We start from the raw sequence: 14715 nt of genomic DNA on the forward strand, positions 1-14715 counted from the left end.
GGAGGGTGATTATGGAAACCAATCGACTACCCCGCTACGATGTATCCGACAATCCCACGCACTGCTGTCCTCGCTTCAACAGTCAGGGTTGGGATGAACAAGAACTCCACTTTAGCGCAAAGCGCTTCGTTATGGCCAAGACCCGCAGTCTCTGTCATGTGCCCCTCAATATGCACAGTGTTTTCAAGAAGACCCTAGCCGCGATCGATAAGGCCGACGCCCAAGAGGCAGAGCAGTTTATCGTGCTATCACATGACCCGTCGGCCTGGGCCGCAGAACACTATTTTGCCGTGAATCGGGATGTGCCCGGGCAAAAAATGCTCCAGCTCAGTGGTGACTATCTGACCAAGGTCTTTGAGGGCCCCTACAGCGACGCCCCGAACTGGGCTCGGCACATGACATCTCTGGTGCGCAGCCGTGGTAAGCAGGTGCTCAAGCACTACTTTTTCTACACCACCTGCCCAACATGTGCCAAGTACTACGGCAAGAACCCCGTGGTAGCGGTGGCCGAAGTCGGTCCTGTTGCCACGAGTCATGGCGGGTAGGCTCCAAGCGGGGGTAATGCGAGGAGTCCACCCTCCCTAGATAGGCTAGATTAAGGCCTTAGTGTCGGCCCGCAACTGGTCGCCTTGCCATTGGTGCACCTTGCGGATGGAGCCATCCGCATAGCGACTCAGGCAGAATATGTGCTCGCGTGGAAATAATGCGCTCTTAATATCCGCAATCATGGCCTTGGCGTTATCCGCCGTCGCCATAAACTCGGTTATCAACAGATAGTCTCGACGTGGGCAGTACTCCAAATAAGGGGTGGTCTCCACATTTACTAAATGCTGAATAGTGCGGCTGTTGACCCATTCCCAGATCACAAAGCCGGTTGGCTGATGTTGACTGTCGAAATACAGCTTCAGCTGACCGCGTCGTAGGGCCGGCACTATATCGATCGATAAATTCCACAATCGATAGCCCTTATGGAAGCTGCTCTGGTTCAGCAAACACATTACGCTACCTAAATTCTCATGGTACTCAGGCGCGTACCGTAACGTAGACGCGCGGTTAAGATGCGTCATTACCATATCCTCCTGATGCGTTTGTGCTCGTCGAGTTCCGAGCGTTGCAGCAGGTGGGCCATTGCAAAGGTGGGCATTGACTCTTTAAGCGTCTTGAAAATCTGCAAGGGGCTCGAAAAGGGGCAAATAAGATCGTAAAACCACAGATAGGGCGCGTCCCGCGGGATAAAAAACCGTTCGGGTTGTTCCAGCTCGCCAGAGTTGTGCGCCAATAGTTGACGATGTTGCTGTTCATTAAAATGTGCCCAGCTAACATAAGCATAGGGTCTATTTTTAAAATCGAAGAAGAAGCGTGTCTGATGAATACGTGCAGCCGCGCAGACCCTATTGACCAACTGTGGAATGGAGATTTCCGACAGCTCATCCTGATGCAATGCCAGGTCCGTGACCATGCCCAGACGCGCAGAATCGGTAAGTCGAGTGGCATCAATTTCTGAGCAAACTGCCAGAGGGCTTTCGATATCGTGGTTCATACGGACTCCTTTTTATGTCAGTGACTGCGGGCTGGCGCCCAATCCTTTTTCACCGGTTAACCTGTCTGGATAAAATTAATCGGCAGTCGCCGCCAGACAATCCCATAGTAAGAATAACTAATGTGATAAAGCAAATAAAAATAAAGATAAAAATAAAAAAATAAATAAATGAAATTTTTTAGATCGCTGATTGATTTTTTTTGTTATCGATTTTTTTTGCTGGAGGCTTTTTCATATCACCCGATAAAGGCCAGGCCCAATCGCTGTTTTAGATTTTGTAACCGCGCTAGGCCAGGGGGCGGGGCCGCTGGCTTTTCAAACACGGAGCTTCAACGCAAGTTATAGACCATAGGGTCTGCTGCCAACCGATTGGAAGAGTATTGTTCGCAACCGAGAGCGACAAGTGAGGCTGATTCTTGGCCCAGCTGTATTAAACGTGCAGGTGGACACTCAGTATTGATCGGTCACCGATCTTATCAGCGGTTACAGTCAAGCCCTGGCACTGGCGAGTAGGACGGCTATAAGGCTGCTGACGCCGGGTTTTGCTCCAGCCGAGCCGAGTGTCCCTCATTATTGGCCTTAGGCACTATCTTGGTGCTTTTTTAGCTCGATCGAGTAAGTCCATGCCGTATTGGTGCGTCCGAGTGAAATCTGCAAACTCAATCCTAATCTGGCCTGGAAGCCCGGATAACGGTCTCTGCGCACTTTTTTCTAGGACAAACAGCTGCTTAGCAAGACTAATTTCGATCGAACTAGCTGATTTGGACACTCATACCTGACTCCAAAGCAGTCTAAGACGGGGCAGCAGAGCCTAGACGCACTACAATGATGCGCAAAATATGCCCGGGTGCATTAAATTGGTGCAATTCTAGCCAGCGACGATTACATCGAGATACGAAGCCGCTGTCGAGCCCCGCCATAGGGCCTTGCCATGCGCAACAGCGCGGTTTTTCGCCTGTTGGTTTGATTTTTGCTTTATTGATGCTAGCTCTTCTTGACCCTGCGATCTGACAGCCCTCGTTGGCTGGCGCCGCGGTGGTGACAGAGACTCTTAGAGTTCGTGTTTACTGCTCATGGTCAAAAAGAGAACTAATTTCGCTAATTATTTTGAGGACTTTTTTAGATGGCTGGCAATCAATCCCGTTTAGACGCTATATCCCATATCACCAACCGTGCACCGCTGTCGGTATCGATGCCTGAGTCGATGAAAGACATCTGGGCCAGCGATGTATTTAACCTGGCGTCAATGGAAGAAGCGCTGTCTAAAAATGCCTTCAAGGCTATTAAGAAGACAGTCAAGACTGGAGCGACGTTGGATAACGCGACGGCCGATATAGTGGCGTCAGCGATGAAAGATTGGGCCATGGCCAAGGGCGCCAAGTTTTTCTCGCACATTTTTTATCCGATGACCAATGCAACGGCTGAAAAGCACGATGGTTTTATTGTTACCAACCCAGATGGCCACGCCATCAATGAGTTTACCGGCAGCCTGTTAATTAAGGGTGAGCCCGACGGTTCCTCGTTCCCGAACGGCAGTTTGCGGATGACCAACGCGGCACGTGGTTATACCGCCTGGGATCCAACTAGCCCAGCTTATATTATGAACACCGATAACGGTTCGACACTGATGATACCGAGCATCTTTATGTCTTGGACCGGTGAAGCACTAGACAAGAAGATTCCTCTGTTGCGCTCCAACGCCGCGATGAACACCGCAGCACACAAGGTGTTGGCGCTAATGGGCGAGGCTGAGATCGCGCCGCTGAATTCAAGCTGTGGTGCCGAGCAAGAATACTTCCTAGTTGATGCTAACTTTGCCAATAGCCGTCCCGATCTGCTGTTAGCCGGACGCACCCTGTTTGGCGCCGCGCCGGCCAAAGGCCAGCAGTTTGATGATCATTATTTCGGTGCCATTCCGGCACGTGTACAAGTCTTTATGCAAGACTTCGAGAACAAACTCTACAAGCTCGGTATACCGGCTAAAACGCACCACAACGAAGTGGCGCCTGGCCAGTTTGAAATTGCGCCTTACTATGAAGCTGCGAACGTCGCCGCTGACCATCAGCAATTGCTGATGACCGTGATGAAGCAGACTGCCAAGGAACATGGTTTCTTGTGTTTGTTGCATGAAAAGCCGTTCGCAGGCTTAAACGGTTCGGGCAAGCATGTTAACTGGTCTGTGGGCAACTCCACCCAGGGTAATCTGTTGGATCCGGGCAATACGCCGCATCAAAACCTCAACTTCCTGCTGTTCTGCGGCGCGGTCATCCGCGGCGTTCATAAACATGGACCGCTGTTACGGGCCGTTATTGCAACCGCTTCTAACGACCATCGCTTGGGTGCTAACGAGGCACCACCGGCCATTCTGTCGGTCTATTTGGGTGATCAGTTGGAGCAGGTCTTCAGCGATATTAAAGATGGTAAGCTCGATGCAGTCTCCGATGGCGGCTTTATGGATTCAGGTCTGTCTCAGATACTGAAATTCAAACGCGATCCCGGCGATCGTAACCGTACTTCACCGTTCGCCTTTACTGGTAACCGATTTGAGTTCCGCGCTGTTGGTTCGTCACAGTCTGTGTCGGGCCCGCTAGTGGCGATGAATACCATCCTGGCTGACTCGCTGGAATGGATTGCGGCAGCCTTGGAAACTGAATTGAAGGCCGGTGTCGAACAGACTGCTGCAGTCACCAATGTTTTGAAAGCATTGCTCAACGATCATGGCAATGTGATCTTTGGTGGTGACGGCTATTCGTCAGATTGGCATAAGATGGCGGTTGAAGAACGCGGCCTGAAAAATATTCCAACCACACCGGATGCTCTACAAGCCTTCTTGGCACCGGACGTGATCGATCTGTTCGATAAGACTGGGGTATTAACGCCGGTTGAATTGGCCAGCCGCTATGAAGTCTACGCCGAGCAGTACGTCTTGACGGTTGAGGTTGAAGCGAAATTGGTGGCCGAGATAGCCACTACCAGCATTTATCCTGCCGCGATCAGCTATCTGTCGACGCTCGGCCAGACTGCCGCAGGCCTATCGGCCATGGGTGTCGAACTCGATAACTCGGTCGCCAAAACCGTTAGCGCCGAAACCAACGCCATGATGGCTGCGGTGACTCAACTGCAAACAGCTTTAGGCGAGCATGACTTTGCCGACGCCCATGCCCATATGACGTTCTTGTGCACCACCGTACTGGTGTTGATGGAAACGGTCCGCAGCCATGCCGATGCTTTGGAAATGATTGTCTCCGATGACCTGTGGCCTTTGGCGAAATACCGCGAAATGCTCTTTATCAAATAGTCGGTCACCCAGGATTCAACCGGCTAAGGCTTTAACTTAGCCGCGCCTGAACCTGTGCAGTGCAATCGAAGCAGCCTTAAAGGCTGCTTTTTTTATGGCTGAGGTTTGTGCCCTCTTGGTCTGAGCGGGTTATGGCTTGGGTTCTTGAGCCGCAGAGGGGCTTGGCCGGTCGGCCGGATTGCTGTCGCGATGGCAGAGTAAGTCGTTCTCCGCCTCGGCCAACAGCTCCTTGATCTTGGCAAGAAAGGGCGCGTTCTGGCTGAGCGGAACATCCTTGCGATACAGCTGCGCGGAATCGATCATCGCTTGTCGGTCGCGGCGATCAAATTGATCCGCCATCAGCGCCGCCCGCTCCGGTTTGATGCCCAATGCTTGAAAGGCCGAACGACCCATGCGGATTGAACTGTCATAGGTTTCTCGGACTATATCGCGACAACCCACAGCCCAAAGATCATAAACATGATTACGATCGACGGCCCGGGCCAAGACATGCAGGTTGGGGTATGCCTTGATCACGTGCCCGACCAGTTCGGTAATTTGCTCTTTACCATCGATGGCCACAACCAGCAGCGCGGCCTTTTCGATACCGGCCGAATGCAACAGGTCGGACCGGCTGCCGTCGCCAAAAAAGACGCGTAAACCGATGGTGCGCAACATCTCCAACTGACCGGAGCTGTAATCGATAACCGTGGTCTTGTAGCCGGCCGCACCCATCATGCGGTTGACGATGCCACCGACCCGGCCGTGGCCGATGATAATGATGTCATGTTGTTCGCTTATCTCATCCATCTCTCTTTCTTGGCCGTTGGCAAAGCGCGGTTCGATCACGCGATCAAACACGATAAACAGCAGCGGGGTAATCATCATCGATAGGGCGACAACCAGCATCAGCAGGTCGGCGATTGCCGCTGGAATGACCGAACTGGCCACAGTAAAGGAAAGGAGTACAAAACCGAATTCGCCGGCCTGCGCCAGTGACAGCGCCATCAACCAGCGATCGGCGCCGCGCACCTTAAAGACCCAGCCTAAGACCAACAATATGCCGGCCTTGAGCGCCACCAAGCCAAGGGTCAGGGCGAGCACGTTCGTGGCGTTATCGAACAGCAGATCTAGGTTGATGTTGGCCCCGATGGTGATAAAAAACAGTCCGAGCAACAGGCCCTTGAATGGTGCTATATCCGATTCCAGTTCATGGCGGTATTCGCTGTTAGCCAGCACCACCCCGGCTAAAAAAGTACCTAGGGCGGGGGAGAGACCGACCAGTGTCATCAATAGGGCGATGCCGATCACCATCAATAGGGCGGTCGCGGTAAAGAGTTCGGGTAAGCGCGCGCTGGCAATAAAACGAAACAATGGCCGCGTCAGGTAGCTGCCGACAAAGAGCACAAAGGCGATGGCTGCAACGGTCACCAAGGCTCTTTGCCAGCCACTTAGGCCGGCTACTAGGCTGAGCGATGTGGCATGCTCGCCTGCTGAAAGATCTTGCGCCGATGCGCCGGGGGCGACCAGCTCGGATAAAGCCAGTAATGGGATTAATGCGAGCATCGGGATAACGGCTATATCTTGAAACAACAGAACGGCGAAGCTGGCCTGACCACCGTCGCTTTTAATCAGGTTTTTCTCGTTCAGCGTTTGCAACACAATCGCTGTTGACGACAAGGCAAGGACAAGACCGATGGCCAGGGCAACGCTCCACGGCTGTCCAAGCAGCATTGCGATCAGCATCACCGCCAGGATGGTGCCAGTCACCTGTAAACCGCCGAGGCCGAGTAACTTGTGGCGCATCTGCCAGAGCAGCTTGGGTTCCAGTTCCAGGCCGACCAGGAACAGCATCATCACTACACCAAATTCGGCAAAGTGCTGGATCGACACCAGATCGACATGCAGCCAAGACAACAGGGGGCTGATGGCGATGCCGGCGATCAGATAGCCCAACACTGAGCCCAACCCCAGCCGAGTGGCAATAGGCACCGCGACGACACCGGCTATTAAAAATACAAAGGTCAACAGGAGCACATCGGTCATGTTAGGGGTTTTCCATTAGCGCAATGACGATAGGCTGGAGTATAGCGGGAAAAGGTGATCGGACGGTAAGGTGTGAACTCGGGGGCTAACGCATTGAGCGCAGTGCCGGCTCAGGTAGTGGATTCCAGGAATCAAATTAGTACCCTAGTTGGGTAGTAACGGATCCCTGGATGTGGATTAGTCCTGCTGTTCCGCGGCCAGTTTGCGGTACAGATCGATGCTGGAGTAGCCAATGCCGTCTGGGTTATCGGCAAAGAGTTTGAAATTGGCAAACTGTTTAGCCAGCGGCACCTTCACATCGGTCAGATAGAGATTTAGGCCCGCCGTCGCCATCTCTTGGCTAAACCGGGTCAACATATGGGCGCCGGTGGCGTCTATATTATGGATGCCGGAGGCGACGATAATAAGGTTGCTCAAGCCTTTGTGATCGGCCACCTTCGCCAGTAGCGACTGCTCCAGAACACTGGCATTGATAAAGGTAATGCTTTCATCGATGCGCACAAACAAACAATGCTCCAGGGTCTGGGTTTGCGCGTGGTTGATGTTCTTGAAGCGTTCGGTATCGGGGATCAGGCCCAACTCGGCGAGATAGGGTTGGCGATGGTTGGCCAGCAGCCAGACAATGGATGCCGCGACCCCGACCAATAGACCGGCCTCGACTTCCCAAAACAAAACCAACGCGGCAGTGAGCCAGCTGATCAGACCATCGATGCGGTTCATGCCCAACAACTTGAGCATCGAGGGGAATTCCAATAACTGACTCACCGCAACAATAATGGTCGCCGCCAGAACCGGAATCGGAATATAGGACAACCAGGGGGTTAAGAACAGAATGCCCAGGCTCAATAGGACCGCGGTCATCGCGCCGGCCAGCGGGGTTTCAGCACCGGCATCGGCATTGACGACCGAGCGGGCCATGCCCCCGGTGACCGGAAAGCCGCCACTGAAGCCGGCGGCAATATTGGCCGCGCCCAAACCGAGCAGTTCGCGGTTGGGGTTAACTCGCTGGCGTTTTACGGCGCCTAGGGTCTGAGCCACGGCGATGGATTCGGCCATACCAATCATGGTGATAATAAAGGCTGGCAGCGCCAGTTGCGCGATCAACGACCAATCGAAGCTCGGCAACGACAGCGATGGCAGCCCCTGGGGTAATTTGCCCACGGTGGCCATGCCCTGATCTTGCAGGCCGAAGCCAGCGGTAACCAGGGCCGCGATAAGAATCAACAGCATGGGCAAGAGGCGACGCAGGGTCGCCGAATAGGCACCAAATAAAGTTTGAAAGAGGGCGGCACCGCCCTGACTGCGCACCCAAAACAGGATCACCAGGGCCAGGCCACCCATCAGGGCCGACAAACCGTGCAGCGTTGTGAAGTCGAGTGAATGCAGCCGCTCGAATAGATTGCCCCGGACCATGGAAATACCCGTAAGCGGTTTAATCTGACCGACGATAATCAACAACGAGGAGGCGGTAATAAAGCCCTTCATCACCGGGTAGCTCAGCAGCTGGGTAATAAAGCCGAGGCGAAACACCCCCATTATCAGATAGAAAAATCCCACCAGCATGGCCAAGAGCAGGGCCAATTGAACGTATTCGGGAGAGCCCAGTGTGGCCATGGGCATCAGCGTATTGGCGGTGAGCAGGCTGACAATGGCAACCGGCCCTACTGCCAATGCAGCACTGGTGCCGAATAAGGCATAGGCGATCAGCGGTAAGATTGAGGCATAGAGTCCGGCTTCGGGCGGCAGACCGGCAACCAGCGCATAGGCTAGGCTTTGCGGGATCAACATTAGGGTAACGATAATGGCGGCATTGAAGTCGCGCAGCAGCAGGGTTTTGCCATAGCGGCTGGTGAACACCAATGTCAGGACGCCCTGCATCAGATCGTTGCCTTGGATTTTTTCGAGTGCTTTCACATTGAGCCTCATGGTTTAAACCTATGCTGTTGTCGAAACGGGTGTCGGATCTATGGTAACGACCGACTTGGCACGCCCTATCTCCCTATATTCTAAAGTAGACTAACCATAGAACAAAAATACAGTAGCAGTTTACTGAATAGCACGGCTCCTGGCTAGGGTGTTTGTTATTCTAAATTAGATAATTCTAATTTTAGCAAAAATAACCCGATCAGCAGCGCTGAACGGTGGGTGCCAGCAGTGTACTGGATATTTTACACCTCTTGGGGATTGTTCCGCTCACTTTCCCGAATTGGCACGGAGGTGGGTGCGCTATAAAGCCCTGGCGGGTGACAAGCAGGGTCGAGTTGCGCGCCATTTGTTCTCGGGCACGGCATGTCTAGCCGAAGTAGTGTAGCGATTGCGAATGCCCTATTGGTCATACCAACCACCCGTTTTAAAAGTATCAATAATGACCTGCAGAGTACTGTCTTAGTTCTACACATAACTTTATAGTTTGTCAGAATGACCATATTGAAACAATGGCAGTTAAACGTTTATTTGGGGTTGGTTGTATGGCGCGGTTTTTAGTTCTGATACTTGTTTCATTGTTGGTTGCGTGCAACTCCACTTCTGAACCCGCTGCTGCTCCCACCGAGGTCGCAGCCCCGGTAACAGAACCTTCCGCGCCAACCGACTCACTCATTCGCCCGGCCCAGACAACCACCCCGCTGGGCACTATCGACGGCGTTATTGCCAATGGCAATGTCGGGCGCATGGCGCGATTGCTTGGTCGGGCACCTTGCAGCCGTTGCAACTCGTTACTGGTTTCCCCGGCGGATGTCGTTGCCGCAGCGCAGGCCAACCCTAATACTGGGCGGCCAAATCAGGCCAGTGCAGCCAACGATGACCAGACGGTTGCGCCGCCCTTGGTGGAGCCTTTGGTCGTGCCGGTCAATGCAGATGGCAGTTATTCTGTCACCGTCCCGGCTGGCACCGATTATAGCCTTAGCTTTATCAGCGAGGATGCCAGTACCGGTCTATAGATCGGTGATATTTCGGTCAGCCCGGGCGAAACCACCAATCTGGATCAGATTGATGCGAACAATCTGGCCGCGACCGGTTCGGCTCGCTTTATCGTTCAAAGTGCCTTGCTGGGTCAACCCTTGGACGACGTGGCCGTCAGCCATTTGGGTAATACCAGGGCGGCGCAGTCCGATAGTGACGGCCTGGTAACGTTGACCGGACTGCCCGCCGGCAGCCATACCCTTGCCCTGTCATTGGCCGGTTATGTCAGTGCTACGCGCACCTTTGAAGTGGCATCAGACCAGGAAGTGGACCTAGGTGTCGTCGAGCTGACCAACGAAAAAGGCAAAGCCAGTGGCCAAATTATTGTTGCTGAGATGGACGATTACGCCAATGTCCTGGTCTATGCCCGGGATAATCAAGGCAGCATCTATACCTCTATTTCCGATATTAACGGCTTCGTCAGCTTCCCAGCCCTGCCAGTAGGACAGGGCTACAGCTTTATCACCAGTGCCAACGGCTACCAAAGTGAAAAGCTCGATGCAGTCGATATACTGTTAGGCGAGACAGCCGATATCGGTCGCCTGGTGTTAACGAAAATACCCGAGCCCATCGACCTAACGCCGAAGCCGGGCAATATTGCCGGGTTTGTTTATTTTGCGGATAAACAGGATGCACTCAACAAGCACGCCGGTGTGATCATCAGCGTTGAAGGAACCGATAAGGAAGCCATTAGCAGTCGCAATGGTGCCTTTGTCATCAATGGTTTGCCGCCTGGCACTTATAGCCTGAATTTCACCGATTCAAACCACACCACTAAGACATTGTCGGCCGTTGAGGTCGTCTCTGAAACCACCAATCAGCTCGATTCCCAAGTTCTCGATGCTGAAGTTGGCAACATCAGTGGCACCCTGCTGGATGCAAACAGCAATCCAGTCGCTGGCGCGCTGTTGACCATCACCGGCACCGGGCAAACCACGACAACGGATTCAACGGGTGGTTTTTTGTTCAGCAGCGTGTTCAGTGGCGACTTCTCCCTGAATATCCAAAAAACCGGTTATGCCAATACCCAGAGAATCGTGTCGGTACCCACAAATGACCAAACCTTGGCTCTTGGTACGCTCAATATAGAGGCATTTCGCTTGTCCGGCGCCGTGGTCAAATCCAGCGGGAACGATCACAGCGGCATAGCGGTCAGCCTCATTGGCACGGCCTATTCAACCACTACCGATACAGCGGGTAATTTTGAGTTTATTGGCATTGAACGCAACAACTACACCCTGCAATACAGTTATGCCGGCTATCAGACCGGCTCGCAATTGGTGTCCTTCGATGAATTGACGCAGGTAAGTTTAGACGCCGTCACCCTCGAACAATATCGCATCGATGGGGTCGTTGAACTGAGCGGCTTGAGCGATTTCTCCGGGGTGACGGTGTCACTTGTGGGCACCAGTTACAGCGCGGTGACCGATAGCGATGGGTCCTTTAGCATTACTGGGTTCGTGCCCGGTTCCTATGAGTTACGGGCACTGAAGTCAGGTTTTCAATCGACAACCTTGTTGGTGAACACCAGCCAGGAGACGCCAACCCTAAACATTGCCGATCCACTTATTCTGAAGATGACCTTGGGGAAGGTCTCTGGCGTAGTTACCTTGGGCAACCAAGCGGCCCACGGCGGTGTGTTGGTCGAGCTGCTAGGCAGCAACTTCAGTACGCTGACGGACAATCAAGGCCAATGGCAACTCGACGTGCCGGTGGCTAACTACAGCGGTGGCATCCGTTATCAACGTGACCTTTATTCTGCCCAGACAACAGCCGAAACGGTAACGGTTACGGCCTTGGGTGTTTATCAGGCGCAAGCCATCACGCTGGTTCAGGCCGCCAAACGGGTGCAACTGGCACTGGCGTCCGTTGCCAGCAGTTGCTCGCAACTGCAGTTGACGATTGAAGGGCAGGGCTCGGCCGCGGGTTTTACGGCATCTTATCCGGATGCCCCTGCGACCATTGAATTGAACGTACCCTTTGGCGATTACCAATATACGTTAAGCTGTATTGATCCCGGCTTTGAAACCATCATCAGGGCCTTCAGCGTGGATGACGACGGTCTGCAGACCCAAGGACTCGACAGCGCCGAGCTGCGCGTGCGCTATGTCAAAATAAATAATGCCGCGCTCTACACCAATTCACCGACCGTGTCCTTGGCCATTGGCTCTACCGATGCCAGCGAAATGCGCATTAGCCAGGGCAGCGCGGATTCAGATTGGATCGCCTTTAGCGCTTCGATGGACTTTACGATGCAAGCCGGCGATGGCTTAAAAACCTTAGTGGTCGATTTCCGCAACAGCTCCGGCGTGTTGCCCAGTGTGATTGACCAAATTATTTTGGACACCACCATCGTGGTCAAAGGTTTCACGGCAGAGGGGGCAACAACCCGAGGGGATGTATTACACCTGAGTTTGGATTTGGCCGGCGAAACCGCGGCCACGGTGAGCGTTGACTTGCCGGGTTTGGTGAACGGCCTGGCCTTGGTTGATAACGGGACCTTTGGTGACGTGACGGCAAATGACGGCCACTATGAACGCGACTATGTCATTCTTAGCCCTGCGGAACTGACGGTCACGCCTACCGCGACTATAGTCGACCGTGCGGCCAATAGCATCACGGTAACGGCCGCACCGGTGGTCTTGAGTACGGCGCCAAGCATCGGCAACCTCAGCGTGGCGTCCAACGTTGCCAGCGGTGAGATGACGATTAAATTTAGCACCGATGAGCCGACCACCAGTCTGGTGAACTATGGTTTTGACGCGTCAAATCTAACCGAACAGCTAACCGTGAGCGACACCTGGACCAGTACGCATCAGATCGTCCTAACCGGTTTACCCGCCAACACCCTAACCTATTTCGAAATTACCGCCGAAGACGCGGCGGCTAACCAAACTCTGGCATTTGGCCAGGGCAAGCTAGCACCTGCTCCAATCACCGGTCTAGGTGCCCACGCTGGCAATGCCGAAGTGGGACTTATTTGGGATGCTAGTGCCAACAACGAACTGGCCGGTTACCAGCTATACCGTTCAAGTGATAGCGGCATCAGCTATACCCCGGTCACGGCCGAGTTGATCGACACGACCTTCTACGTCGATGCCACCACCAACGATCAAGACTATTACTATCAGGTGACCGCCGTCGATCTGGATGGCAATGAATCGATCGACAGCTCGGCGGTGAACGTTACGCCCTCGGCCCTGCTGGCCGGGCCAACCCTGCTCAACGGTGGTCTGATCGATAGCAACACGGTTTGGCTTGGCTCGCGCTCGCCCTATCAGATAACGGCGCCTGTGCGCTTGATAGAGAACGTGACCTTGCTCATGTTACCGGGTGCTGAATTGGAGTTTGCCGCAGCCGATCAATATATGCTGGTCTCGGGGCAACTCGAAGCACACGGCACCGCAGCCGAACCGGTGCGCTTTACCGCCTTTGATGCGGCGGGCGTAAAGACCGGCTCAATCCGTTTCGACAACAATAATAGTGGTACCCATCGAGTCAGCAATGCGCAACTGAGTTATGTTGATATTTATAGCTACGATCCGAGCCAACAGGAACGACAGTACAGTCCGGTAAACCTTCAGCTGACCGACGCAAGCATCTTGTTGGCCAATAATTATTTCTCTGTTAATCGGGTAACCGGTGGCAAGCTGGAATTTGAGTCTAACCATTACAGCGCCACTATCCGAATCACAAACCTATCGGGGTCGGTTGTGGACTCTGTAAACGATTCTCAGAACAACTATTATTACTCTACCACCCAGTTAGATGTGGGTTCCATGAGCGATACGATCGTTCATAACGCAACGTTCAACTCTTTATACAACACTAGTGGCAGTCAATTTACCGGTGCAACGCTGAACTACGCTCAGTTACTGACCGATTCGGTGTTGCAGAACTCGCAGGTGCAGGGCTCGACTAATCTGACCATGCGGGGCAATACCTTGGTGAACTCCTCGGTTTCGATGCGGCAATCATATGGCCGCCTAACCATGCGTTTTAACAGCTTAGATGCCCTGTCGACTCTTGATGTCAGCGCAACCCTCGATATCAGCAATAACTATTGGAGCACCACCGATCTAGCCGATATTCTCGAGCGCACCGGCTACAGCTCCGATCAGTCTAACGACACCCATCTCTATCCGATTATCTCGGGCAGCGATCTGCTCACTGCCGACGCCGACGGCGATGGCTTGCCAGACTATGTGGACTATGACAACGACAACGATGGCTACAGTGACCTGCAGGAAGATTGGTCATCCGACCCACTCTTCGGCAGCATTTATAACCCATTGGATCCGCTCAGTGCACCCACGGGCAGCCAAGACAATGATATGGACGGCCAGGATGATCTGGCGGATCTAGACGACGATAACGACGGCTTGGCCGACGAAACCGAAGTGGTGATGATGACCAACCCCTACCTAGCTGACACCGATTGGGATGGCTCCAACGACGGCATCGAAGTAAGCCTAAAATACAGCCCGGTCGATAGCGCCAACCACCCCCTGTCGGGCAAGATCGCCAATGTCCGGATCGACAACAGCAATATCAATAGCGATGGCCTGATCTATATCACCGGCGGCACAGGTGATAACCGGACCGAGTTGAATTCGGTAAGCGTAGCCCCTGGTTCGGTTCTGATGCTCGATCGGGATGCCGAAATATTGATCAAAGATTCGCAAGTGCACGGCACGCCAACCAATGCTATCAGGATAGAGAGCGATGGCGCGGGCAGTTGGTCAAGCCCTTTGTCGATTGAGAATTCACAGCTGTCCTATCTGGTGCATACCTCTGCCAAGCGATTTAATGTCGATGCTACTTCCACCATAGACTTCGCCGATCTCAACGTCAGCGCAGGTTATTTATACGGCACCGTAGAAAATAGCGC

General features: G+C 53.4%; 8 protein-coding genes. 4 read left to right on the top strand and 4 right to left on the bottom strand.

Annotated features, from left to right (window positions below; translation table 11 throughout):
* Positions 1–545: hydrolase (locus AC4FIC_RS13930; RefSeq protein WP_273285251.1), on the top strand; the 545-nt coding region annotated here is incomplete at its 5' end.
* A 45-nt stretch (positions 546–590) separates the two neighbouring features.
* On the opposite strand, the gene AC4FIC_RS13935 is transcribed toward AC4FIC_RS13930, so the two are convergent.
* Positions 591–1067: a toxin-activating lysine-acyltransferase gene (locus AC4FIC_RS13935; RefSeq protein WP_273285253.1), complete on the bottom strand. Its 477-nt coding sequence runs from the start codon at positions 1065–1067 to the stop codon at positions 591–593.
* Entirely contained in the window at positions 1067–1540 is a 474-nt protein-coding gene (locus AC4FIC_RS13940) for a toxin-activating lysine-acyltransferase (RefSeq protein ID WP_100257698.1), read from the bottom strand. Before AC4FIC_RS13940 ends, AC4FIC_RS13935 begins: the two co-directional genes overlap by 1 nt.
* 1123 nt (positions 1541–2663) lie before the next feature.
* Between AC4FIC_RS13940 and AC4FIC_RS13945 the strand changes: the two genes are divergently transcribed.
* On the top strand, positions 2664–4838 hold the full coding sequence (locus tag AC4FIC_RS13945; protein WP_100257697.1) for a glutamine synthetase III family protein: 2175 nt from the start codon (positions 2664–2666) through the stop codon (positions 4836–4838).
* Between the two features lie 129 nt (positions 4839–4967).
* On the opposite strand, the gene AC4FIC_RS13950 is transcribed toward AC4FIC_RS13945, so the two are convergent.
* Positions 4968–6863 (bottom strand): monovalent cation:proton antiporter-2 (CPA2) family protein, encoded by a 1896-nt coding sequence (locus AC4FIC_RS13950; protein WP_273285258.1) that lies wholly within the window; start codon positions 6861–6863, stop codon positions 4968–4970.
* 177 nt (positions 6864–7040) lie between these two features.
* A complete protein-coding gene (locus AC4FIC_RS13955; RefSeq protein ID WP_158524367.1) occupies positions 7041–8777 on the bottom strand; it encodes a SulP family inorganic anion transporter in 1737 nt (578 codons plus the stop codon).
* Positions 8778–9331: 554 nt separating this feature from the next.
* Between AC4FIC_RS13955 and AC4FIC_RS13960 the strand changes: the two genes are divergently transcribed.
* Both AC4FIC_RS13960 and AC4FIC_RS13965 read left to right on the top strand, forming a co-directional pair.
* Complete coding sequence (locus tag AC4FIC_RS13960; RefSeq protein WP_476195149.1) at positions 9332–9802, top strand: hypothetical protein; 471 nt, start codon at positions 9332–9334, stop codon at positions 9800–9802.
* Between the two features lie 129 nt (positions 9803–9931).
* Positions 9932–14715: carboxypeptidase regulatory-like domain-containing protein (locus tag AC4FIC_RS13965; RefSeq protein WP_476195150.1), on the top strand; the 4784-nt coding region annotated here is incomplete at its 3' end.

The organism is Reinekea sp. (assembly GCF_982785585.1).

Coding starts and splice junctions, on each gene's coding strand:
- AC4FIC_RS13935 (WP_273285253.1), bottom strand. CDS start 1,067: ATGACGCATCTTAACCGCGCGTCTACGTTACGGTACGCGCCTGAGTAC.
- AC4FIC_RS13940 (WP_100257698.1), bottom strand. CDS start 1,540: ATGAACCACGATATCGAAAGCCCTCTGGCAGTTTGCTCAGAAATTGAT.
- AC4FIC_RS13945 (WP_100257697.1), top strand. CDS start 2,664: ATGGCTGGCAATCAATCCCGTTTAGACGCTATATCCCATATCACCAAC.
- AC4FIC_RS13950 (WP_273285258.1), bottom strand. CDS start 6,863: ATGACCGATGTGCTCCTGTTGACCTTTGTATTTTTAATAGCCGGTGTC.
- AC4FIC_RS13960 (WP_476195149.1), top strand. CDS start 9,332: ATGGCGCGGTTTTTAGTTCTGATACTTGTTTCATTGTTGGTTGCGTGC.